The sequence below is a fragment of the Pantoea sp. ICBG 985 genome (genome assembly GCF_002928365.1).
Lineage (GTDB): Bacteria > Pseudomonadota > Gammaproteobacteria > Enterobacterales > Enterobacteriaceae > Pantoea > Pantoea dispersa.
The window spans coordinates 623,292-646,569 of the sequence record NZ_POWM01000001.1; the positions used below are offsets into that span (position 1 = coordinate 623,292).

Below are 23,278 nucleotides of genomic sequence, written 5' to 3' on the forward strand. Positions count from 1 at the left end.
GGAGCTATGCTGGTGCCTGCCACCTTGCGCCTCTGCTAAAGCGTAGCTGGAAAAGACGGTGCCGGAAATGTCTGCCACAGGGGCACTGCAGGGAAACACTGCAGAAATAACTGGAATTAAGCCGCGCTGCGGACTTAATCAGCAGGAAGATTATGACGGGCGGTATAAAAAAGGGGAATGGCAAAGATAATAGCGATTAATGATGAGGCGAATGTTTTATCTGCGAAGTCTGGCGTTTAATCAACAGGACGATTGAAAATTCTTCAGAAAAATCTTATTCTGATTCGCACGACTTATCATCCTGATGGTGCCGCTGGCAAACGCACCATAGTTTAATTTCTCATTTGGGTAACATATTGACAACAAGGTAGTTATCACTTTTTACCCGCAATGCCGCTCTGGTTTCAATCAATATTTTTTCTCTGGTTAATTTATTTTTTACATTAATCGGCACAGATATCCTGTTATGAATAAGGCGTGAAACAGCGCCAGGGCAATAATGACCATCGATAATTATTTCGTCTGGCGAGGCGAAACTGAAAAAGAATTTCAGGCGCTTTCCGAAGTGCTGCAATTGAAATCGCTGCTGCAAAAACATGTTGAGGCCCTTGGATTTGATGCTTTTGCCTTTTTGGTACAGCATCCGGTGCCTTTTACCCGACCGCGTATTTTTCTCTTTAGCACCTATCCGCAGAGCTGGGTGAAACGCTACGAGAGTGAAAATTACTATGCGGTAGATCCGGTGTTAATGCTCTGCCAGCAGCCCGGTCGCGGCGTGGAGTGGACGCGTGATTTATTTACCGGCGCAGGCAATTTATGGGCAGAAGCCAATGCAGCAGGGCTGGTAAGTGGCTTTTCATGCTCGGCAATGGCGCTAAATCGTGCCATTGGTATATTATCTATAGCATCGCAACAACCCAGCCAGACCCAGCACAGACGCGTTGAGCTGGAGGTGCAACTGCACTTCCTGGCGGAACTGAGTTTGCGTGTGCTGGACCGTCTGAATGACGGCTCAATGGTGGTGTTATCGAATGATTTTAGTCAGCGCGAGCTGGAAATATTGAAATGGACAGCGGAGGGAAAAACCTCAGCCGAAATTTCCCTCATTCTGGCTATTCCTGAACACACGGTAAATTTTCACCAAAAGAATATGCAAAAGCGTTTTAATGTTTCCAATAAAACGCAGATTGCCTGTTATGCCGCAGCCATTGGCCTGATATAGCGAAAAGGCAACTACTAATTTTAGTAGTTCCTAAGCCGCAGTCAGTTGTCTACCCTGCGCCGGAAACTCCGCCAGGCTGGCGCTTAATAAATCATTGCAAACATGGGGATGTCAGGGGCGCATGATGAAAATAATTCAAACACAGCTAAAGGATATGCCGTCCTCTTTGCTGGCCGAGTTGGGCACTTATCGTTACAGCGTCTTTGCGCGTGGCGAGGGCTGGTCAATTCCGCCGCGACTCAGCACGCCGGGACAGGAGTATGATCGCTTCGATCGTTCCGATGTCACCTGGCTGATTGCCTGGACTGCGCGTCAGGGCATTTGTGGCTGCGCACGTCTGTTACCGTGGCACGAGCCGGAAGTGCCGGAGGGCATGGTGCTGCCTTTTGACCAGCAAAAAGTGTGGGAAATGTCGCGCTATTCGGCCCGCCTTGAAGTGGATGCCGAACTGCCGCTGAACATCTTATGGCATTCGGTACAGCTGGCAGAGCTGAGCGGGATGGAGTATTTGATCAGTTCGGCCACGCCGATGCTGGAAAAGATGTTTGAGCAGCATCAGGTGGTGTACGAGCCGCTCTCGCCGGGACTGATCCAGTCAGAAGACAATCTCTTTGCCATTCGTATTCCGGTGCAGCAGCCGGCGCTGGCGGAGAAGTATCGCGGCACGCGTCGCTTCAGTCCGGAAGAAGTGCTGCCCTCGCTGGGCGTGTCGGTCAACTGGCAGTCACACAGCTAACGCCCCGCGCAGGATGCGCAGGGCACGCCGCTTACTGACGGTAGGCGGTTTTAATCTGGCGGATGGTGTTGCTGAACACCTCGGCCTGAGGTTTATCCGCCAGCGCGGACTGGACGTAGCGCTCCATGTTGATGATCACTTTACCGGCATCAGCCTGGCCCATGCCTTTCAGGATCAGCGTCACCATCATTTTCAGGCAGGCGACTTCATCCGCCAGCGCCTGGGTATCGCGCGATGTTACGAAATCTTCATCACTCATCATTATCTCCTTTGTGGAATGACCTTGTGCGCACACATTCTTCCCGTGCATAAAAAACAGAGTATATCATACGCTTGATGGAAGAATTTAGGCCACATCATCGACCCGCGCGCAGAGGGTTAATTAATTGCGCCGTTCGTTATTTTTTGTGCGCAAAAAACTTCCACGGAAAGATTATTTTTAGGTGCTGCCGACGGAAAGAAGCGAAGGCGGGTTGTAAATTATAACTTAATGATATTAGTCACATTTTAACAATTTTATTCCATTATGGTATTGCATCAGCTAAAAAAAACAATCACTGCGGCCTGCTATTTGACATGGGTCATTGGTTTTGAGATTTATCTGGCGCCCCTGATGTTCTTTCCACGCGAAACCCGGTAAGATAACGCCCCTGAAATATATTTTCCCCCACTAACCTGCGGAGTACGTCCCGTTGATCAGCCTGCTTCTTGTTGATGACCATGAACTGGTACGCGCCGGTATTCGTCGCATACTGGAAGATATGAAGGGACTGGTGATTGCCGGGGAAGTGGCCTGTGGTGAGGATGCGGTAAAATGGTGCCGCACACATCCTGTGGATGTGGTGCTGATGGACATGAACATGCCCGGTATTGGCGGACTGGAGGCGACGCGCAAAATCGTGCGCTTCAATCCGGATATCCGCATCATCATGCTGACCATCCACACCGAAAATCCTCTGCCAGCGAAAGTCATGCAGGCCGGTGCGGCAGGTTATCTCAGCAAAGGGGCGGCGCCGCAGGAAGTGGTCAGCGCCATTCGCTCGGTGCACGCCGGTCAGCGTTACATTGCCTCTGATATCGCTCAGCAGATGGCGCTGAGCCAGATCGAGCCGCAGCGCGCCGAATCACCGTTCAGCTGTTTGTCGGAAAGGGAATTGCAGATTATGCTGATGATTACCCGAGGGCAAAAGGTGACGGAGATTTCCGAGCAGCTTAACCTGAGCCCGAAAACCGTTAATAGCTATCGCTATCGCATGTTCAGCAAGTTGAACATCAGTGGTGACGTAGAGTTAACGCATCTGGCCATACGCCATGGCCTGTTCAATGCGGAGCCGTTAATCAGTAGTGAGTGACGTTTTCAATCCAAAAGCCTTTCTCAGCACCGTGACCAGTCAGCCCGGCGTCTACCGCATGTATGACGCGACAGGCACGGTGATCTATGTTGGTAAAGCCAAAGACCTTAAAAAACGCCTGAGCAGCTATTTCCGCACGCAGGTGGGAAGCCGTAAGACCGAAGTGCTGGTCAGCAACATCCATAATATTGATGTCACGGTCACCCATACGGAGACCGAAGCGCTGCTGCTGGAGCACAACTACATCAAGTTGTATCAGCCGCGCTACAACGTGCTGCTGCGCGATGATAAGTCGTACCCCTATATTTTCCTTAGCGGCGATCCGCATCCGCGCCTGGCGATGCACCGCGGTGCCAAACACGCCAAAGGCGAATACTTTGGTCCGTTTCCCAACGGCTATGCGGTGCGTGAAACCCTGGCGCTGCTGCAAAAGGTGTTTCCGATTCGCCAGTGCGAGAACAGCGTCTACCGCAACCGCTCGCGTCCGTGCCTGCAGTATCAGATTGGCCGTTGCCTCGGCCCCTGCGTCGCCGGCCTGGTGAGCGAAGAGGAATATGCGCAGCAAACCGACTATGTGCGGCTGTTTCTGGCCGGTAAAGACGATCAGGTAATTAATCAGCTGGTGCAGCGTATGGAGCAGGCCAGCGTGGGCCTGCGTTTCGAAGAGGCGGCGCGCCTGCGGGACCAGATTCAGGCGGTGCGGCGGATTACGGAGAAACAGTTCGTCTCCAATCAGGGCGATGATCTCGATGTGATGGGTGTGGCCTATGACGCCGGCATGGCCTGTCTGCACGTGCTGTTTATCCGGCAGGGCAAAGTGCTGGGCAGCCGCAGCTATTTCCCGAAGGTGCCCGCAGACACGGAACTTACCGAAGTGGTGCAGACGTTTGTCGGACAGTTTTATCTGCAGGGCAGCGAAGCGCGTACCTTACCGGCGGACATCCTGCTGGACTTCACTCTGCCTGAGCGGGAACTGCTGGCCGCATCGCTGAGCGAACTGGCCGGGCGCAAAGTCAGCATTCAGAGCAAACCGCGCGGCGACCGTGCACGCTACCTGAAGCTGGCGCGCACCAATGCCGCCACGGCGCTGACAACGCGGCTGGCGCAGCACTCGACCATCCAGCAGCGTCTGGCGGCGCTGGCGGCGTTCCTCAAACTGGAGCAGATTAACCGCATGGAGTGTTTCGACATCAGCCACACCATGGGCGAACAGACCATCGCGTCCTGCGTGGTGTTCAATCGTGACGGCCCGTTGCGCGCTGACTATCGTCGCTACAACATTGAAGGCATTACCCCCGGTGATGACTACGCGGCGATGAATCAGGTGCTGCGCCGTCGTTACGGCAAGGCGCTGGAACCGGAAAAGATCCCGGATGTGATCCTGATCGATGGCGGTAAAGGTCAGCTGGCGCAGGCGCAGCAGGTGTTTGCGGAACTGGATGTGCCATGGGATAAAAACCGGCCGATTCTGCTGGGCGTGGCAAAAGGCAGCGACCGTAAAGCCGGCCTGGAAACGCTGTTCTTTGCGGCGGAAGGCGAGGGCGTTTCGCTGCCGCCGGACTCGCCGGCGCTGCATGTTATCCAGCACATTCGTGACGACGCTCACAATCATGCAATTTCGGGCCACCGGAAAAAACGCGCCAAAGTGAAGAACACCAGCGCGCTGGAGAGCATAGAAGGCGTCGGACCCAAACGGCGTCAGCAGCTGCTGAAGTACATGGGCGGCCTGCAACCGCTGATGAATGCCAGCGTCGATGAGATCGCTAAAGTACCGGGTATCTCCTTCGCCCTGGCGGAAAAAATCTACTACTCGCTGAAACACTAACATTGAAACAGGGTGGGCAATGTAGGAACATACGTTAAATCCTACTCACACCAGACAGTTACTGGCATATGCAATTTAACATTCCGACGTGTCTTACCCTGTTTCGAGTTGTTCTGATCCCGTTCTTCGTGCTGGCGTTCTATCTGCCATTTCACTGGGCTCCCTTCGCGACGGCGCTGCTGTTTGTCATTGCTGCGGTCACTGACTGGTTTGATGGCTTCCTCGCGCGTCGCTGGAAGCAGACAACACGTTTTGGTGCCTTTCTCGATCCGGTCGCTGACAAAGTGATGGTGGCGATGGCGCTGGTGCTGGTCGCCGAGTATTTCCACGCCTGGTGGATCACGCTGCCGGCCGCCACCATGATCGCGCGTGAAATCATTATCTCGGCCTTACGTGAGTGGATGGCGGAGATTGGCAAGCGCAGTAGCGTGGCGGTGTCGTGGATTGGCAAAGTGAAGACCACGGCGCAGATGCTGTCGCTGGTGGCGCTGCTGTGGCGTCCGGACGCGACCGTAGTAGGCGTTGGCGTGGTGGCGTTGTACATCGCAGCGGTGCTGACTTTCTGGTCAATGTTCCAGTATTTAAGCGCGGCACGCGGCGATTTGCTCGATAGCTGATCGATGCGATTTAAAAAGCAGCAAACGGACGCAGTGTGTGGATAATTCTATTGACTCGTTGCGTCAGATAAGTAGAATGCATCGCATCGAACGGCAGCAAGGCTGCAAGAAGCTGAATAAAATCAGCAAGTTCGGTGAAGCATAAGCACATGCGGGAATAGCTCAGTTGGTAGAGCACGACCTTGCCAAGGTCGGGGTCGCGAGTTCGAGTCTCGTTTCCCGCTCCAGATATTGCAATACGTCGCAGACGGCTTGCACCTCAGATTAAAAGGCGCGTTGGCAGAGTGGCCATGCAGCGGATTGCAAATCCGTCCACCTCGGTTCGACTCCGGGACGCGCCTCCAGTTTACACCCTGCCCGGGTGGTGAAATCGGTAGACACAAGGGATTTAAAATCCCTCGGCTTATGGTCGTGCGGGTTCAAGTCCCGCCCCGGGCACCATATTTAATACCGAATAAAATCAAAGCAATAAGTAGCAATGTCGTGACCGCCCAAGGGCGGTTTTTTTGTGCCTGAAAATCTTTCCTAATATCACTTCATAATATCAAACGGTCTTCTTCTGCCCGCCAACCACAACCATTGTAACCATTACGTTCTTTCGATCATGCGCAGCCAGTTGTTCAACGTTTAGATGCTGAAAGTAATATCAATGATTGATGCCGATAATGGTTAGGCGGGGCACCTGCCGCAATTTGCCATTTGCCATTTGCAAATTGCACTCAATTGTTCCGGTGAGATCTCACTTGCGGCTAACTGACCGACCTGAGTGGTAGTTTTTATCACATACAGCAGCAGCCTCTCGTTTGCGAATTTGTAAAGGCACGCGTATGGCAAGCACTGGATTAGAGCAGGTTGATCTGATGAAAGTCTCCATTATGGTGACATCGCTAAGCTCTAACACTTTGTATATATTGTACTGTTGCGGCTGGTCTGTTTTCAGCTTTATACGCAACGTATGCGCATTTTTGCCAGCCTGCCGCACACTGTCTTCCATATTTTACGTAGCACGAATCTGCGGCAGGCATCGTTGCAGTGCATACAGGTTGAAACTTTGAAGTCAAACATGGTTAAATTCCTTGCTGCCAAATAAAATCATTGGCAAAATCGAGACTTAACGTGACTGATAGTTAGCTTCTTTTGTCAGTGCGATCAGGTTGAAGAATTTATGAATCTTGCGAGTTCTTGACCAGATTGAGAGACGGCTATCTTTCAACATCCTGAGATAGGGTTTATAGTGTCTATCAGCCGCTTATGCAAATTTCGGTAGCTACAAATAATATTGCTCAAAGTAAATTAAAGTGGAAAGTGCATCCTATCTTTTAAAGTAAATACGGGTAATTGCATTCTTTGACAAGAAATCGGCTATGCTGCATTTTAAAATGGAATGTCGAATGTTAACATTGCGGATAACTTAAATGGCATTTTAGCTGAACTAGCTTTAGTATGCAGATCATTGAAAGATTGGCTTTTCCTGCTAACAAGAGTTCTTCGAAAAGATCGGCGTTTGTGACGTAACGATTATTACATGGATTGACCGTAATTACTTTACTGGTGAAGCAGTAGTAGATTGCGTTCTTAATACTGGTTTTGATTGTGAGTGGTTTGCCCTCACAAAATACGAGCGTGCAATTTAGCTCAATCGATTCTGGTCATCATTTTCAGCTACTTAAGCCGGATTTTATTAAAGCTTCTTTACAGGCAGAAGATTGAATTAAGTATTGAAGTCATGCAGATTTTGGAAAACAACACGCAAAGCATTTCGATATATTTTTTAAACCTAATAATGAAGTTTTGATCACTCAGCGCGTCAACTTACTGTGGTGTGAAACGTTGCAAAGAATATCCGATAATCACTAGCGTTTTGAAGGTGTGGATTGGCCCGTTGAAGAAGTTGATCAGTTGCGAAGGTCATCGATTGTATCAAACGTAAAATTAAATTGGGGGTGCTATGGATAGAAAACTCAGTATTTACAACTACACACGCAACAGAGATAAGTTACTTTCAAATCTTGTCAATATTATTGAGGGGGTGACTTGTGATGGGCAGATTGATGCCAAAGAATTACTATATCTTGATACTTGGTTATTGGAATCAGAAGCAATCAGCGAAAATTATTGCGTCCAGGTATTGCGGGATAAAATCGCAGCCATTTTAGAAGACGGAGTTATCGAAGATGTTGAATTGCAGCAATTTAAAGACGACCTGCTTAACATTCAACAAAACCTTCTCGACACCCCTAACGTTGATTTTTATTCTACAGAATCTGATAAACACCTTCTTGAAGGTCTGTGTAAAGGCATGCTGGCCAATCATGAGTTAACGGAAGATGAGATCCGCTATCTTCATTGGTGGTTATCTAATAATGGTTTGTTGAAAACAAACTTCCCCGGCAAAGATCTTTATCTTTTAATTGAGAACATCTTGGCTGATGGTGTTGTAACTCCTGATGAAAGAGAAGAACTGAAAGAGGCCATGATAGCCTTTACGGGCTGTGATTTAGCCACTGGATCAGTAGATGGGCTCTCAATTCGTTCACCGCTTGAATATGTGGATGAGTTAAAAATCAAAGGCTCTGTGATTTGCCTTACAGGAAAGTTTCTTTGCGGATCGCGTTCCTCATGTGTTGCTGAAATTGAAGCGGCAGGCGGAATTGTAATCGATGACATCACTCAAAAATTAGACTACCTAATTATTGGGACTTTGAGTTCAAGAGACTGGCGCTATCAAAGTTATGGCCGAAAAATTGAAAAAGCCATCGAGTACAGAGAAAAGGGGCACTCTTTGAAGATAATCAGCGAAGAACATTGGCGTCAGCATTCTTCTTGATGCTCATTATGTGGTCATGTTTAGAAGCCAAAAATAAAACATTGACCACTTTTTCATATACAGCAAAAATTACTCATTTTCTTTTTGAGGAAACTGCATATCTGTCAGAAAAACCTAAAACGGAAAGTGGGTTTGTGATTATTACTCAGAGGACAGAGGAAGTAAGCGAATTCGCAAAAGATTTGCAACTCGCGGCGAGGCTTTACGTTACGAGCGACAGTAGTTCGCTTAAGGCAACGATTCCATCATAAATACGATTGAAGCGAAGTCCCGCGCAGTTAGCCTTGATGAGTTAGTTAATGATTGGTATGAATTACATGGAAGGTCTTTAACCAATGGCGATGCGAGGCTGCAAAAATTGAACTTATTCGGTCATAACTTGGATGATCCAGATGCTCTCACACTCAACCATGAAATGTTTGCGGGCTATCGTAAGCAGCGATTGGCGGGAGACTTCACCGCTAACCTAAAGTATGGCATGAAGAAAATACCGAAAGAAACCACAGTAAACCGTGAACACGCTTACTTACGTGCAGTGTTTAAGGAACTAAAAAGGCTGGAACGTTGGAAAGGCGATAATCCACTCGATGGTGTGCGACTCTTTCGCGAGAGTGAAAACGAACTTGCATTCTTATACGAAGAAGATATTAAAAGATTACTCCATGAGTGTTACGCATTATAAAATAAAGAACTTGGCGTTATTTTACGCCTTTGCCTCGCAACCGACGCCCGTTGGAGAGGCAATCTCAAGTCATGCCTTTTCGAATTATCTATACCAATACGAAAAGTAAAAAGAATCACACTATCCCAATATCGAAAGAACTTCATGTATTAACTCCAAAAAGTCGTGGTCGATTATTTGGCAATGCTTATGATGCTTTCGGTGTTGCGATTAAAAGAGCGAAAATTGAATTGCCAGACGGCCAACGCACCCATGTTTTGAGACATACGTTTGCAAGTCACTTCATGATGAATGGTTGAAATATACTGGTGTTGCAACAAATATTAGGTCATTCAACATTTCAAATGACGATGCGATATAGCCATTTCTCACCAGAGCATTTGGAAGCGGCGTTAAAGCTAAACCCTTACGATAAAATATCAAAGGATTAATATAAGGATTTATACTATGGATGCTTTCTTTAAATTATTTGAAAGAGTTAACTCTCGTCCTCTACTTCAAATTTTTGGCGCTTTAACTATCTGTTGCTTATTTGATAAAAGCCCTCTTGAGAACCCGGGGGTGGAAAATAATTTCTTTTATATAATAGGGTTTATTACTTCTGGCATTACGTTTTATTTTGTTAGGCTTTTAATTAACTATTTTAATGCCGGATTACATCCTAGCGATCTATCTGATATAGGGCCAAGCATTGGCGCGATTTTGTTGGGATTTTATGTTATTTATGTGTTTCATTACTTATCAAGCAAATCATCTGAGATGACAGCTGCTAAATTAATAACCCTCGGTTTTGTTTATACGACTACGTTATTGCTATTTTCTCTTGAAATGATGAACCTTAATAGGTTGAAAATAAGCTAATATAAATTGCGAGTGACATAACATGAATGTTATTGGACTGAATGGATTGGAATTAGATGCTAAATGCCACATTACCACTGAAGATGATTTTTTTGGGTTGGTACTGGAATCATGGGGACAAAAAAATAACCCTGATTACAATAAGGCACTTACGACAATAATTGAGCGATTAAAAGAAAATGGCGTAAAAAAAATCATATCATTTTTAGCCTCTAAGCCCGTTAGGAAAAGCTTACCATTACCTGTTGATAGACTTTTATACTACGGCGAAGATCAATTTTTCTATCTTGATAAAGATGACTCTGAAACATTGAGGCGTAAGTTATGCAAGCAGCAAAAATATTTCGATTCTAAGTCAAGAACAAATATTGCTAAAGGTAATGGCACCAAAAGAATACTTATTCATGTTAATGGGTATAAGGTGTCTGATTGGAATAAAATTATTCTCGGCGATAAGTCAGAAATCTATGAACCGACTGACAATATTTCAATTTTGAATCAACGTGTTGAAAAGATTTTACAGTCAAAATTTACTAAACCTTCAGGATGTGGCAAGCCAGAAAAAATTTACAAGCAGGCTACAGTGTATATTCGAGACCCATTAGTAGTTGCGTGGATACTTCGCAATAGTAAAGGCAACTGCGAGTGTTGCGGAGAGGCAGCACCATTTTACAAGAAGGGCAATCTACCTTACTTAGAAGTCCATCATGTAATCCCTCTTTCTGAAGAAGGCTCAGACATGACGGAAAATTGCGTAGCTTTATGCCCAAACTGCCATCGAGCCATGCATTTCGCAGATGATGCAGAGCAAAGAATCGAACAGCTTTACCAGAAAGTTTCACGCCTCATAAAGAACTGAAAAACATGACTAGATGTCTCGTATCAACCCAAGTAAACCCAAATATGTGGATATTAAAAGCATTAATTATCATACGCTTATGATTTATAAGGAATGCAGATAGTTTTTAAAATCCCTCGGCTTATGGTCGTGCGGGTTCAAGTCCCGCCCCGGGCACCATATTTAATACCGAATAAAATCAAAGCAATAAGTAGCAATGTCGTGACCGCCCAAGGGCGGTTTTTTTGTGCCTGAAAAATAAAAACGGGACATAACGTCTGTCCCGCTAATCTCAATCCTGTGGCTGGCCGACCGGGCCTTCGCCTTCGCTGGCGCCAGGTACTGACTGCTTGCTGGGCGCATGCGGACGTCCGTCACTGCCCACCGCATCGCTGTGTTGCATACAGCCGGCCAGGGTAACCAATGTCAGTGCCGCTAAGGCTGCCTTCATCAAACCACTCATTTTGCTCTCCTCCTGTTACGAACCGCGTAATCGTTAACGCACTGAGAAATAAGCAAAGCCACGAATACGCCTTTACGCAAGCGAAGCGCGTACAGTTTTCTTCTTTACTCTTAGCGGTCCTGCGCCAGCGTTTCAACGCGACGTCGGTATTCTCCCGGTGTGCAGCCAAACTCACGGACAAACGCTTTGTGAAAGGATGATTCGCTGGCGTAGCCGACGGCCAGAGCGATGTTGATTAACGGGGCTGTTTCGCGCGCCAGTCGCTGAGCGGCCAGCTGCAGACGAAGGGCGGTGAGCACGGCCAGCGGCGTGGTAGCGCTGAGCTGGCGGAACAGCAGCGCGAAGGAAGCGCGGGACATAAACACTTGCTGAGCCATGGCTTCTACCGTCCACGGTCTTTCCGGCGCGGCGCACAGCTGGGTGATTAAAGGACCAAGCCGTGGATGCAGAGCCAGGGAGAGTAAGCCAGGGTGCGCTGCGTGAGTTGAGAGCCCATGGCGCACCGCCAGTGTGAACAGGCTGCCAATCTGCTGGCTGCGAAGTGCGGCATCACCAGCAGTTGGCAGTGCGTCAGCACTCTGGGTGATGAACGGCAGCACCGCAGCCAGCCAGCGACCATCGCTGCTTGTGGGTTCGGGGGCCAGCATTAGCACTTCGGGCAGGGCGGTGAGGAAAGCATGCGCCGACGCGGGCAGTTCCAGCAGGCCGCATACCAGTTGGGTTGGCTGAGTATGGCGCTGATAAATACGATGCGCGGCGTTTTGCGGCAAAAATATGACGCTGCCAGCAGGGAGTTCGACACCCGCAGTGACGGGCATATCCAGCATGACCGGGCCACCTGTGACCGTATGCCAGCGCACTGCGCACAGGTGCCCGGCGCTGTGCGGCAGTTGCCACTCACCGCTCAGCACGCAGTTCTTATCTATGCTGCCCTGCGGGTTATGCAGCAGAAGCAGTTGACTCAATGGATCCATCTGTTTTTTCCCTTTTCCCTGAACTGCCCGCTTGATTCAGACGCAAAGACAAAAATACCAGCGTTGCGGCGAAATACGGCGCGGCAGCAAACCGTAAGCTTTGGGTGATGACTATTTTTGACGCTTATGGAGAACATCATGAACCATTATCAGGCAGCAATCATCGGATTTGGTAAAGCAGGTAAAACACTGGCGGCGGCACTGGGGCGCGCCGGATGGCGTGTCGCGATCATCGAAAAATCCCGCGTAATGTATGGTGGCACCTGCATTAATGTTGGCTGTATCCCAACGAAAGCACTGGTACACGATGTGCAACATCATGCCAGTTTCAGCGAGGCCATGCAGCGCAAAGCGGCAGTAGTAGAATTGTTGCGTGAGAAGAATTATCTCAACCTGGCCGCTATTGCGCAGGTCGATGTCATTGATGGCGAGGCGGAATTTGTGGATGCCCACACGCTGAAAATCACCTCTTCGCAGCAGGTCAGCCAGATTCATGCTGAGCGTATTTTTATCAATAGCGGTGCCGAAGCGGTGTTTCCCGCACTGGAAGGCTTAGTTGCCGGACCGCGCGTGGTTGACAGCAGCGGGATCCTGAATTTAACGCAACTGCCGCAGCGGCTGGGGATCCTTGGCGGCGGTTATATTGGCGTTGAGTTTGCTTCCATGTTTGCCGGTTTTGGCAGCGAAGTGACGTTGTTTGAAAGTGCACCGCAATTTCTGGCGCGGGAAGATGATGATATCAGTGCGGCGATAGCCGGGATCCTGCAGGAGCAGGGCGTTAAGCTCGAGCTCAACACTGCATTACAGCGTGTAACCAGCGGTCGCGACAGCGTGACGCTGCATACCGCACAGGGCGATCGTGAAGTCGATGTGCTGCTGGTTGCCACGGGCCGTCGCCCGGCGACGAAGGCACTGAAACTGGAAAACGCGGCAGTGGTGACCGATGCGCGCGGCGCGGTGCGCGTCGATAAACAGCTTAAAACTTCCGTGGATCATATCTGGGCGCTGGGCGATGTGACCGGTGGGCCACAGTTTACCTATATTTCGCTTGATGATTTCCGCATCGTTTACGATCAGTTGCTGGGTAAGGGCACGCGCACCACCGAAGATCGCGTTAACATCCCGTATTCCGTGTTTATGACGCCTGTGTTATCACGGATTGGTTTGACTGAAGCGCAGGCGCGCGCGCAGGGGCGGGATATTCAGGTGGTGACACTGCCGGTCGCCGCGATTCCGCGTTCGCGCGTTGTTGACGACACCCGTGGCATGCTGAAAGCCGTGGTTGATAATGGCAGCCAGCAAATTCTCGGCGTGGCGCTGCTGGCAGCGGACTCGCATGAAGTCATTAACATCGTGAAAACGGTAATGGATGCCGGGCTGCCGTATAGCGTGCTGCGTGACCAGATATTTACCCACCCAACCATGAGCGAATCGCTCAATGATCTGTTTTCCCTGGTAAAATAATGCCGAACAGGACGCCCGCGTCGGGCGTCCCTATCGCACATCTAGCCGAGATTGCCGCTGAGGCGATCGCGGAAATCGCTGCTGCGGTTATCCAGGCCGGTGAAGGTGACGCTGGCGCCGTGCCGCTGGTAGCGGTACTCAATGGCGTCGAGCGCCGCCACGCTGGAGGCATCCCAAATCTGCGCGTGGGTCAAATCGATGGTGACGCGCTGCGGATCGTGGCCGTAGTCAAAATGCTCAAACAGATCGTTGCTGCTGGCGAAAAACAGCGGGCCGCGCACCGTGTAGTGCACGTGCTCGCCATCGTCACTCAACTGGCGTTCGGCATGAATCACATGAGCGATGCGGCGGGCAAACAGCATCATGGCGAGCATCACGCCCACCAGCACGCCAAGCGCAAGGTTACCGGTCCACACCGTGACGGCGACGGTCAGCACCATCACCAGCGTTTCCGACCACGGCATGCGTTTCAGCGTGGCCGGCTGCAGGCTGTGCCAGTTCACGGTTTTCACCGCGACCACCATCATAATGCCCGCCAGCACCACCATCGGAATCTGCGCCATGATCTGGCTAAGACCGGTGACCAGCAACAGCAGCACCAGCGCTGCGGCCACGGTGGACACCCGGGTACGCGCCTTGCCCAGCTCAACGTTAACAATGGTCTGGCCGATCATCGCGCAGCCGGCGATACCGCCGTAAAACCCTGCCAGAATATTGCCGACGCCCAGCGCCCAGGATTCACGCCGCTTGCCGGAAGGCGTATCGGTCATGTCATCCACCAGTTTGGCGGTCAGCAGGGATTCCATCAGGCCGACGAAGGCGACCGACAGCGCGGTGGGCCAGACAATCTGCAGCGTGTGCAGATTAAGCGGCACCAGCAGGGTATTGAAATCCGGCAGGCCGGCGCGCATTGGCCCTTCATCGCCGACGTTGGGCACGCGATAGCCCAGCAGCAGCGCGACAGCGGTGACAGCCACGATAGCCACCAGCGGCGAAGGCACGCTCTTAAGCACTTTGGGCAGCAGCAGCACGATGGCCAGCGTGGCGGCGAACAGCAGCCACACCAGACCCGACTGGCCCCAGACGTGCGGCACCTGCGCAAAGAAAATCAGTATGCCCAGCGCGTTAACGAAGCCGATCATCACCGAGCGCGGAATATAGCGCATCATGCGCGACAGCCCGGCAAGGCCGAAAATGATCTGAATAACACCGCCGAGGATCACTGCCGGCAGAATGTACTCCACGCCATGCGCGTGCACCATCGGCCCGATCACCAGCGCGACGGAACCGGCCGCCGCGGTGACCATCGCAGGCCGTCCTCCCAGAATCGACAGCGTCAGGCACAGCACCACCGAAGCGACAAGGCTGACTTTAGGGTCGACGCCGGCAATCACGGAAAACGAAATCACTTCCGGTATCAGCGCCAGGGCGGTAATCACCCCGGCCAGGCACTCGCGGGTGAAAAGAGAGGGGGAACGCAGCACACGTGCGACCGTGATGTCGCTCACTGTGGCAGCGGGGCGATCGGCAGTTTGACTCATCTGTTGCAGGCTCTTTTATTGGATGCGCATGCCGTCACGGCATAGCAATATTTAATGGAAAAGTTAACGCGGGCGATGTTACCGGGGGATGACGCGAGGCGCCAGTAAAACGGGGCGATAAGGTTGATTCCATCCCTGGAATCCGCTGCGGCTACAGCGAAAAATCATCCGGGGTCTGGTGAACCACCAGTTCCAGCAGGTGACGGTAGACATCCAGCTGGACGACATCGGCTTCCTGCTCCAGCCGGCCAATCAGGGCGGCAATAATCGCCTTATTGGTCACCGGCATACCGCTGTGCAGGATTTCAGCAATCAGATGGCCTAAGACTTCCATCTCATTGGTTTCACTGTTGACGGCCTGTTTGAAATTGTCAGCGATGGCATCGCTGCTGTTGACGGCATTTTGCATGTGTAAGCCCTTAAGATTGGCTGATGGCCCAGCGGCCAGCACAACCAGGATGAAATATTTCCGCGCGGACAGGCGCGAAAAACTGACTCACCACCCAACACAAAAAGACACCTCTGAAGGTGGAAATCCACAACACCTTCAGAGGCGACGCAACTGCATCATTCGTTACCGAATCGTTAACCGATTCATGGCGGCTAAAGTTATACAGTAACCCCTAATCTGTACAAGCGGCGGCTTGTGCATTTCGTGCTGATCAGGCTAATTTACTCAATATTATAGGGTATTTTGCCGAAAAAAGTTATACAGGCAAGCTGTACACACGACCTGATCGGGCCTTTCCGCGACTTAAGTGAAACTGGTAATCTGCGCGCAGCACGACTAAATTTGCTGATGTAAGCAAACTTTTCATTCGCACGTCGCTTAGCTTATAATAACCCTCCCATTTAGTTAGAACTCTAACCATTAGGCCGCTACGCTTTGACTGACCATCCACAACCGTTTTCCCGTCTGTTGCATCTTGCTGCCCATGCGTGGCGGCTGGCGGTTGATCGCCGCCTGAAAGAGAGCGGTTTGAGTATGAGTAGCTGGCTGGCAATTTCCAGCGTAGCGACCGCCAATGAACCGCCGACGCAAAAGGCGCTGGCACAGCTATTGGGGCTGGAGGAAGCCAGTGTGGTGCCGCTGGTCGATCGGCTGGTGAAACAGCAGCTGCTGGCACGGGTGCAGCCAAAGGAAGATCGTCGCAAGCGCCTGCTGGTGTTAACCGAGCAGGGCAACGAGGCGTTCGCTACGGTGAAAACGCAGGCGGATGCGCTGCGCGCCCAGCTGCTGGCCGATATCGATCCCGCCGCGCTGGCAGTGACCGAAAACGTGTTGCAGCAGCTGCTTGAACGCTTAGGAAACGTATAGCCGTGGCGAAACGTAACCCGTATGCCCCTCGCGAATGGCTGCCGCACGAAAAGCCGATGCTGCCGGGATCGCCCTCGACACCGCTGCATGCGCCATCGAAACGCATCGCGTTTGGCCTGATCGGCCTGCTGATCTCCATTACCGGTGCGCTGAGTAATGCGCTGGTGACCGCCAACCTCACCAATCTGCAGGGCACCTTCGCCGTGTACAGCAACGAAATCGCCTGGCTGCCGGCGGTCTACGTAATGGGCAATATCTCCATTAATCTGTTGCTGGTGAAGTTCCGCCAGCAGTTTGGTCTGCGGCTGTTTACCGAAGCTTTTCTGGTGCTGTACGTCATCGTGGCGTTTTTTCACATCCTCGCTAACGATCTCAGCTCGGCGATTATCGTGCGTACCGCGCACGGCATGGTGGGCGCGGCGCTCAGCTCGCTGGGCATCTATTATCAGATCCAGGCCTGGCCGGCGAAGCACCGTCTCAAAGCGCTGGTGATTGGCATCACCGCCTCACAGCTGGCGATTCCGCTGGCGCGGCTGTTCTCCAGCGAGCTGTTGCAGCTGGAGGAGTGGCGCGGCCTCTATCTGTTCGAGCTGGGCCTGGCGATGATTGCGCTGGGCTGCGTGCTGGTGGTCAAGCTGCCGCCGGGCGACCGTATCAAAGCGTTCGAAAAGCTCGATTTCGTCACCTTTATGCTGCTGGCACCGGGCATGGCGTTATTGTGCGGCGTGCTGTCGCTCGGGCGCATTGAGTGGTGGTTCAGCACCCCCTGGCTTGGCGTCTGTCTGGCGCTGGCGCTGGTGCTGATTGTCGCGGCGGTGGTGCTGGAGCATAACCGCGCTAACCCGCTGATTAACACCCGCTGGCTGAGCAATGGCATGATTGTGCGGCTCGGCATCGTGATGATCATGATGCGCATCGTACTGGCCGAGCAGAATACCGGCGCGGTGGGCTTTCTGCAGCAGCTGGGCCTGCTCAACGATCAGATGCGCGGGCTGGCGCTGGCGATCATTGCGGGCGTGATCTGCGGCATGATTGCCAGCGCGCTGACCATCAAACCCAACCATCTGAGCTGGCCAATCGTGGTCTCGCTGGCCGTAATGATTGTCGCCTCGCTGATGGATGCGCAATCCAGCCCGCTGACGCGCGCCAGCAATCTCTACTTCAGCCAGTTTCTGCTCGGTTTCAGCAGTGCTTTTTTCCTTGGGCCAGCGATGCTGCTTGGCATCGGCGGCGTGGTGACTCAGCCGAAAAATCTGGTGAGTTTTGTTGTACTGTTTGGCATGAGCCAGAATCTTGGCGGACTGATTGGCTCTGCCATTCTCGGCACCTTCCAGACGTGGCGCGAAAAATATCACTCCAGCCTGCTGGGCGATCAGCTGTCGCTGCTCGATCCCAATGTAGTGGATCGCCTCAGCCAGTACAGCGCGCTGTTTCGCAGCCAGCTGGCGGACAGCGGCCTGCTCAGCGCGCAGAGCAGCAGTCAGCTGCAAACCGTGGCCACGCTGCAGGCCAACGTGCTGGCTTATAACGATACCTATTTACTGACCGCCGCGCTGGCAATGATAACGCTGATGTGGGTGCTGTGGCGCCTGACGCGGCTGCGTTATCTTAACTGGCGCCAGACGCGACATAATCTGACTGAGCAACAGCAGCAGGCTGCGCCAGCAAACCGAACGGAGACCCCATGAGTCAACAGGACGATCTACAGGCTGCGGAGCGCGAGCGCACCAACCGCCGACGCATTCTCTCTATCGCCGCCGGGAGCGGTATCGCCATCGTGGGCGTGCTGGTGATTTTATACGCCTGGCAGCTGTGGCCCTTTACCAGCACCATCCAGTCAACGGAAAACGCCTACGTGCGCGGCCAGGTGACCTTTATCAGCCCGCAGGTCAGCGGTTATCTGACGAACGTTGAGGTAGTTGATTTGCAGCCGGTGCGCAAAGGACAGCTGCTGATGACCATTGACGATCGTATCTATCGCCAGCGCGTGCATCAGGCGCAGGCACAGCTGGCGATGAAGATTGCCGCGCAGAATAACAACCAGCAGCAGCAGAAGAGTGCGGAGGCCACTATCGCCAGCAATAAAGCCGCACTGGAGAATGCCAAAGCGCAGGCGCTGAAAAGCAGTCTGGATTTGAAGCGGGTGGAAAATCTGGCGGCTGATGGCTCGCTGTCGGTACGCGAGCGTGACGCCGCGCGCGCAGCCAATGCGCAGGCTCAGGCCCAGCTGCGCCAGGCGGCGGCGCAGGTGGCGGTCTCGCAGCAGAATCTGCAAACCACCATCGTCAACCGTGCGGCGCTGGCCGGCGACGTAGCCAGCGCGCAGGCGGCACTGGAGCTGGCCAATATCGATCTGGACAACACGCGCATTATCGCGCCGGACAGCGGCCAGCTCGGTCAGCTGTCGGTGCGCAAAGGCACGTATGTTACTGCCGGCACGCGGCTGACCTCGGTGGTGCCGGATAATAAATGGGTGATTGCCAACCTGAAGGAAACCCAGCTGGCGCGCGTGCGCCCCGGCCTGCCAGTGTCGATCCGCGTTGATGCGCTGGACGGCAAGCGCTTTGACGGCCGCGTTGAGTTTATCTCGCCCGCCGCCGGATCTGAGTTCAGCGCCATCTCGCCAGATAACGCCACCGGTAACTTCGTGAAAATCGCCCAGCGCATTCCGGTGCGCATCAAAATTCTTGGTGACGAACTGCAGCAGCTGCGGCCGGGGATGTCGGTGGAAGTCGACATTGATACCGCCGCCGAACCACACCGGGATGCGTTATGAAGCGGCCGTTACTCGCGGCGCTCATCGCGCTGCTGCTCACCGGCTGCGCCCGCGAAGTGGAGCAGGCGCCGTCGTCGCTGCCGATTCCGCCCGGCTGGCGCCAGCAGGTCGGGCCCGCCGCCGCGCCGGAAGCGCAGTGGTGGCGCAGCTTTGATGATGATCGCCTCAACTGGCTGGTTAACCAGGCGCTGCAGCACAACAGCGATATTCTCATTGCCCGGTCGCGCGTTGATCAGTATCGCGCCGAGCTGCGCGCTGCGCAGGGCGACAACTTCCCCACGCTGTCGGCGGGCGTGGCGGCAACCCATCAGCGTGCGCTGTCAGCGGCGACCGGTCAGCCGTACGAAAGTGCGGTATTTCAGGGACTGCTGCAGGCGAATTATGAGGTCGACTTATGGGGCAGCCGCAGCAACAGCATCCGCGCGGCGGAAGCCACGCTGGCGGCGCAGCGTGCGGCGGCCTCGGCAGCCGAGCTGACGGTGGCCAGTTCGGTCGCGTCCGGTTACCTCAGCCTGTGCGCGCTCGACGAGCAGCTGCGCGTCACCGAGGCCACGCTGGAAACGCGGCAGAACTCGCTAAACCTGGCGCAGCGTCAGTTCGAAACCGGCTATACCTCGCGGCTCGAATGGATGCAGGCGGCATCGGAATATCAGACGGCGAAAGCGCAAATTCCGCAGCTGCAGCATCAGATCGCCCAGCAGGAGAACGCGCTCAGCATTCTGGTCGGCATGAATCCGCGCCAGATCGCGCGCAGCAGCCAGTTCGACCAGCTGCGACCCCACGCACTGCCGGCGCTGCTGCCGTCGCAGCTGCTGAATCGCCGGCCTGACATAGTCCAGGCGCAGCGCCTGCTGCTGGCGAGCGACGCGTCGCTGGCGGCGGCACAGGCACAGCTGCTGCCATCGCTCAACCTGACGGCGTCCGGCACGCTGCAGAGCAGCCAGCTACACGATCTGCTGGATAATCCGTTCCGCCTGTGGAGCATCGGCGGCAGCGTGCTGGCACCGCTGCTCAACCGCGAAGCGCTGACCGCGCAGGTGGATGTGGCGATGGCGTCGCGCAACCAGGCGCTGTACGGCTACGAAAGGGTGGTGCGCAACGCCTTTGCCGAGGTGGATAACGCGCTGGATGCCATTACGCGCAGCCAGCAGCAGCTAACAGAGCTGCAGGCGCAGGAACGCTACGTTGCCGAGGCGTGGCGGATTGCGCGCAACCGTTATCAGAATGGCTATGCGTCCTATCTCGATGAGCTTGATGCGCAGCGCACGCTGTTCAGCACCCAGCTGAATATTGTGGCGGTGAAAAACACGCTGCTGCTGGCGCAAATCGATCTCTACCGCGCACTTGGTGGCGGCTGGCAGGGGTAACACTGCGGCAGTTACGTTGGTACGTGACTGCTGCAACGCTTTCCTTGTTTAGCGGCGGTTCTTGCCTCTCCTCTCACTGAACATCACTTTTAGCAAATTGCTTGCATTTAGCTGTACGCTGCGCATAATCGCAAACCGCAATAATAATGATTCTCAGTATAATTTACATCAGGGGATAACCATGCGCAGAACGCCTTTCAATCCCGGAATGAAACCGACGCTGCTGGCCATGCTGGTCAGCGCCGGTTGTTTGCCAGTGATGGCTGCTACCACTAACACCAGTAACGCACCTCAGGGCGCTAACGAACAGCAGACGCTGACCGTCACCGCCACGCCGCAGAGTGAATTCAAACCCGGCGGCAACGACTTAGTACCGGCCTTTCTCGACGGCCAGATTGCCCACGGCGGTCGCCTCGGCATGCTGGGCGAGCAAAACGCCATGGACGTGCCGTTCAACGTCATCGGCTATACGGCAAAAATGATTCAGGACCAGCAGGCGCAAACCATCGCCGATGTGGTGCGCAACGATGCGGGCGTGCAGAACGTCAAAGGTTACGGCAATTTCGCTGAAACTTACCGCATTCGGGGATTCACTCTCGACGGCGATGATATGACTTTCGGCGGTCTGCCGGGCGTGGTGCCGCGCCAGGTGATGGACGCTTCGCTGATCGATCGCGTGGAGATCTTCAAAGGCGCCAACAGTCTGGTTAACGGCGCAGCCAGTTCCGGCGTCGGCGGTATGATCAACCTCGAGCCGAAACATGCCGAAGATACGCCGATCAATCGCGTGGGCCTCGATTACACCTCCTCGTCTCAGGTTGGCGGAACGCTGGACGTGGGGCGCCGCTTTGGCGATAACAATCAGTTTGGCGTGCGGGTTAATGCCGTACATCGCGAAGGTGAAACCGGCGTTGACGGCGAGAAAAAACGCACCACGGCGGCTTCGGTCGGTCTTGATTATCGCGGCGACCGGCTGCGCACCTCGCTGGACGTTGGCTATCAGAAGAAAACCTTCCATGACGGCTTACAGGGCGTGAAATTCGCCAGCGCCGGGGTGATCCCGGCGGTGCCTTCAAATTCGCACAACTACAGCCAGAAATGGGTGTACAGCGATATGGAATCTGAATTCGGTATCGCCAAAGCAGAATACGATATTACCGACAGCTGGACGGCCTATGCCGGTCTCGGCGCACAGCACGCTCATGAAACCGGCAACTACGGCGCGCCGACCATTACCAACAGCAACGGTGACGGTACCATCAGCAGCTTCTACTCCAACCGTATTCAGGACAACATGAGCGGCATGGTGGGGCTGCGCGGTGAGTTTCACACCGGTCTCGTCAGTCATAAAGTCAACGTGGGTTACTCGGCGCTGACCACCAATGCGAAAAATGCCTACGACATGTCGCTGGTGGGCACGCCGTTTAATATCTACCACAGCGGTGACGTGGCGGAACCGGCGGCCACCTTCGCCGGCGGCAAGTTCTCCGATCCGCTTACCACGTCACGCACCCGCACCCAGGGCTATCTGCTGAGCGATACGCTCGGATTACTGGACGATACGCTGCTGGTGACCGTCGGTGCACGCCATCAGAAAGTGGTGGTGCGCAGCTATAACTACAACACCGGCGCGGAAAGCGTTGATTCGCGCTTCACCAACGACCGCTGGATGCCAACGTACGGCGTGGTCTACAAGCCGTGGAAAGAAGTGGCGCTGTACGCGAACCATACGGAAGCGCTGCAGCCTGGTGAAGTGGCCCCTAAAGACGCCGTCAACTATGGCACTGTGACCGGCGTGGCGCACTCGAAGCAGAATGAGATCGGCGTGAAAACGGATTTCGGCCGCATCGGCGGCTCGCTGGGGCTGTTTGAAATCCAGAAACCGTCCGGCCTGATCAACAGTGACAATGTCTACGTCATGGATGGCGAGCAGCGCCATCGCGGCGTGGAAGCCAACGTGTTTGGTGAGCCGGTGCTGGGCCTGCGCCTCAACGCCAGCGCCACCTGGATCGATCCGGTGATGAAGAAAACCGCCGGCGGCACTTACGATGGCAAACAGGCGATCGGCGTGCCGCGCTACACCTACGCGCTGGGCGCGGAGTATGACATCAAGCCGGTGGAGGGTCTGACGGCCACGGCGCTGCTCAACCACAGCGGCTCTCAGTACGCCAACTCGGCCAACACCCTCAAGCTGGACAGCTATACCACGCTGGATCTTGGTATGCGTTACCGCATGAAGGTGAATCAGAACGATCTGGTGTGGCGCGTGGCGGTCGAAAACGTCACCAATGAGAAGTACTGGTCAAACGTTGATGACACCGGCACCTATCTCGCGCAGGGCGACCCGCGCACGCTGAAAATCAGCATGAGCTACGATTTCTAAGCGGCCACCACGGGGCGTAGTGACGCTCCGTG

The 23,278-nt window shown here is 53.5% G+C and carries 20 protein-coding genes, 3 tRNA genes and 1 pseudogene; 19 read left to right on the forward strand and 5 right to left on the reverse strand.

Features of this window, described 5'->3' with window-relative positions; all coding sequences use genetic code 11:
- Positions 1-499 precede the first annotated feature (499 nt).
- Positions 500-1,222: a transcriptional regulator SdiA gene (gene sdiA, locus C1Y42_RS03040; protein ID WP_104092792.1), complete on the forward strand. Its 723-nt coding sequence runs from the start codon at positions 500-502 to the stop codon at positions 1,220-1,222.
- A 124-nt stretch (positions 1,223-1,346) separates the two neighbouring features.
- A complete protein-coding gene (locus tag C1Y42_RS03045) occupies positions 1,347-1,958 on the forward strand; it encodes an acyl-homoserine-lactone synthase (protein WP_031279842.1) in 612 nt (203 codons plus the stop codon).
- 31 nt (positions 1,959-1,989) lie between these two features.
- Here the strand turns inward: C1Y42_RS03045 and C1Y42_RS03050 are convergent, their stop codons facing one another.
- Positions 1,990-2,217 (reverse strand): DUF2594 family protein, encoded by a 228-nt coding sequence (locus C1Y42_RS03050; RefSeq protein WP_010616664.1) that lies wholly within the window; start codon positions 2,215-2,217, stop codon positions 1,990-1,992.
- 433 nt (positions 2,218-2,650) lie between these two features.
- Here C1Y42_RS03050 and uvrY point away from each other — a divergent pair, with 433 nt between their 5' ends.
- The 11 genes and pseudogenes from uvrY (at position 2,651) to C1Y42_RS03105 (ending at position 10,981) form a co-directional block, all read left to right on the forward strand.
- The gene (uvrY, locus tag C1Y42_RS03055; protein ID WP_021508277.1) at positions 2,651-3,310 is read left to right on the forward strand and encodes a UvrY/SirA/GacA family response regulator transcription factor; all 660 of its coding nucleotides are present in this window, start codon (positions 2,651-2,653) and stop codon (positions 3,308-3,310) included.
- A complete protein-coding gene (uvrC, locus tag C1Y42_RS03060; protein WP_058769589.1) occupies positions 3,303-5,135 on the forward strand; it encodes an excinuclease ABC subunit UvrC in 1,833 nt (610 codons plus the stop codon). The genes uvrY and uvrC overlap by 8 nt, the downstream gene beginning before the upstream one ends.
- A gap of 68 nt (positions 5,136-5,203) precedes the next feature.
- Positions 5,204-5,752 (forward strand): CDP-diacylglycerol--glycerol-3-phosphate 3-phosphatidyltransferase, encoded by a 549-nt coding sequence (pgsA, locus tag C1Y42_RS03065; RefSeq protein ID WP_021508275.1) that lies wholly within the window; start codon positions 5,204-5,206, stop codon positions 5,750-5,752.
- Positions 5,753-5,903: 151 nt separating this feature from the next.
- Positions 5,904-5,979 (forward strand) — tRNA-Gly (locus C1Y42_RS03070).
- A gap of 43 nt (positions 5,980-6,022) precedes the next feature.
- Positions 6,023-6,096: transfer RNA gene (locus tag C1Y42_RS03075), tRNA-Cys, on the forward strand.
- A gap of 11 nt (positions 6,097-6,107) precedes the next feature.
- Positions 6,108-6,193, forward strand: a tRNA-Leu gene (locus C1Y42_RS03080).
- 1,055 nt (positions 6,194-7,248) lie between these two features.
- Complete coding sequence (locus tag C1Y42_RS24025; RefSeq protein WP_081049454.1) at positions 7,249-7,386, forward strand: helix-turn-helix domain-containing protein; 138 nt, start codon at positions 7,249-7,251, stop codon at positions 7,384-7,386.
- Positions 7,387-7,700: 314 nt separating this feature from the next.
- Positions 7,701-8,579, forward strand: coding sequence for a BRCT domain-containing protein (locus tag C1Y42_RS03090; RefSeq protein WP_058775401.1), 879 nt, complete (start codon positions 7,701-7,703; stop codon positions 8,577-8,579).
- Positions 8,580-8,697: 118 nt separating this feature from the next.
- A pseudogene (locus C1Y42_RS03095) lies at positions 8,698-9,692 on the forward strand (tyrosine-type recombinase/integrase); the annotation flags it as partial.
- Between the two features lie 16 nt (positions 9,693-9,708).
- Entirely contained in the window at positions 9,709-10,122 is a 414-nt protein-coding gene (locus C1Y42_RS03100) for a hypothetical protein (RefSeq protein ID WP_058775402.1), read from the forward strand.
- Positions 10,123-10,144: 22 nt separating this feature from the next.
- Positions 10,145-10,981, forward strand: coding sequence for an HNH endonuclease signature motif containing protein (locus C1Y42_RS03105; protein WP_104092793.1), 837 nt, complete (start codon positions 10,145-10,147; stop codon positions 10,979-10,981).
- A 271-nt stretch (positions 10,982-11,252) separates the two neighbouring features.
- Here the strand turns inward: C1Y42_RS03105 and C1Y42_RS23630 are convergent, their stop codons facing one another.
- Complete coding sequence (locus tag C1Y42_RS23630; RefSeq protein ID WP_058769590.1) at positions 11,253-11,423, reverse strand: hypothetical protein; 171 nt, start codon at positions 11,421-11,423, stop codon at positions 11,253-11,255.
- Between the two features lie 110 nt (positions 11,424-11,533).
- Positions 11,534-12,397: a helix-turn-helix domain-containing protein gene (locus C1Y42_RS03110; RefSeq protein ID WP_058775403.1), complete on the reverse strand. Its 864-nt coding sequence runs from the start codon at positions 12,395-12,397 to the stop codon at positions 11,534-11,536.
- Between the two features lie 138 nt (positions 12,398-12,535).
- On the opposite strand from C1Y42_RS03110, the gene rclA reads away from it, so the two are divergent.
- Positions 12,536-13,861 carry a reactive chlorine resistance oxidoreductase RclA gene (gene rclA, locus C1Y42_RS03115; protein WP_104092794.1) on the forward strand — a complete coding sequence of 442 codons (1,326 nt, stop codon included), beginning with the start codon at positions 12,536-12,538 and terminating at the stop codon, positions 13,859-13,861.
- A 41-nt stretch (positions 13,862-13,902) separates the two neighbouring features.
- Here rclA and C1Y42_RS03120 read toward each other — a convergent pair whose 3' ends face one another.
- Together C1Y42_RS03120 and C1Y42_RS03125 are read right to left on the reverse strand one after the other, a co-directional pair.
- Complete coding sequence (locus tag C1Y42_RS03120) at positions 13,903-15,402, reverse strand: SulP family inorganic anion transporter (RefSeq protein WP_104092795.1); 1,500 nt, start codon at positions 15,400-15,402, stop codon at positions 13,903-13,905.
- A 151-nt stretch (positions 15,403-15,553) separates the two neighbouring features.
- Complete coding sequence (locus tag C1Y42_RS03125) at positions 15,554-15,811, reverse strand: biofilm/acid-resistance regulator YmgB/AriR (protein ID WP_021508271.1); 258 nt, start codon at positions 15,809-15,811, stop codon at positions 15,554-15,556.
- 477 nt (positions 15,812-16,288) lie between these two features.
- Here C1Y42_RS03125 and C1Y42_RS03130 point away from each other — a divergent pair, with 477 nt between their 5' ends.
- The 5 genes from C1Y42_RS03130 (at position 16,289) to C1Y42_RS03150 (ending at position 23,246) form a co-directional block, all read left to right on the forward strand.
- Positions 16,289-16,720 carry a MarR family winged helix-turn-helix transcriptional regulator gene (locus C1Y42_RS03130; RefSeq protein WP_104092796.1) on the forward strand — a complete coding sequence of 144 codons (432 nt, stop codon included), beginning with the start codon at positions 16,289-16,291 and terminating at the stop codon, positions 16,718-16,720.
- Between the two features lie 2 nt (positions 16,721-16,722).
- Complete coding sequence (locus C1Y42_RS03135) at positions 16,723-18,408, forward strand: MFS transporter (RefSeq protein ID WP_104092797.1); 1,686 nt, start codon at positions 16,723-16,725, stop codon at positions 18,406-18,408.
- The gene (locus C1Y42_RS03140; protein WP_021508268.1) at positions 18,405-19,496 is read left to right on the forward strand and encodes an HlyD family secretion protein; all 1,092 of its coding nucleotides are present in this window, start codon (positions 18,405-18,407) and stop codon (positions 19,494-19,496) included. The genes C1Y42_RS03135 and C1Y42_RS03140 overlap by 4 nt, the downstream gene beginning before the upstream one ends.
- On the forward strand, positions 19,493-20,863 hold the full coding sequence (locus tag C1Y42_RS03145) for an efflux transporter outer membrane subunit (RefSeq protein WP_104092798.1): 1,371 nt from the start codon (positions 19,493-19,495) through the stop codon (positions 20,861-20,863). Before C1Y42_RS03140 ends, C1Y42_RS03145 begins: the two co-directional genes overlap by 4 nt.
- A gap of 181 nt (positions 20,864-21,044) precedes the next feature.
- Positions 21,045-23,246 (forward strand): TonB-dependent siderophore receptor, encoded by a 2,202-nt coding sequence (locus tag C1Y42_RS03150; RefSeq protein WP_104092799.1) that lies wholly within the window; start codon positions 21,045-21,047, stop codon positions 23,244-23,246.
- The last annotated feature ends 32 nt before the right edge of the window (positions 23,247-23,278 follow it).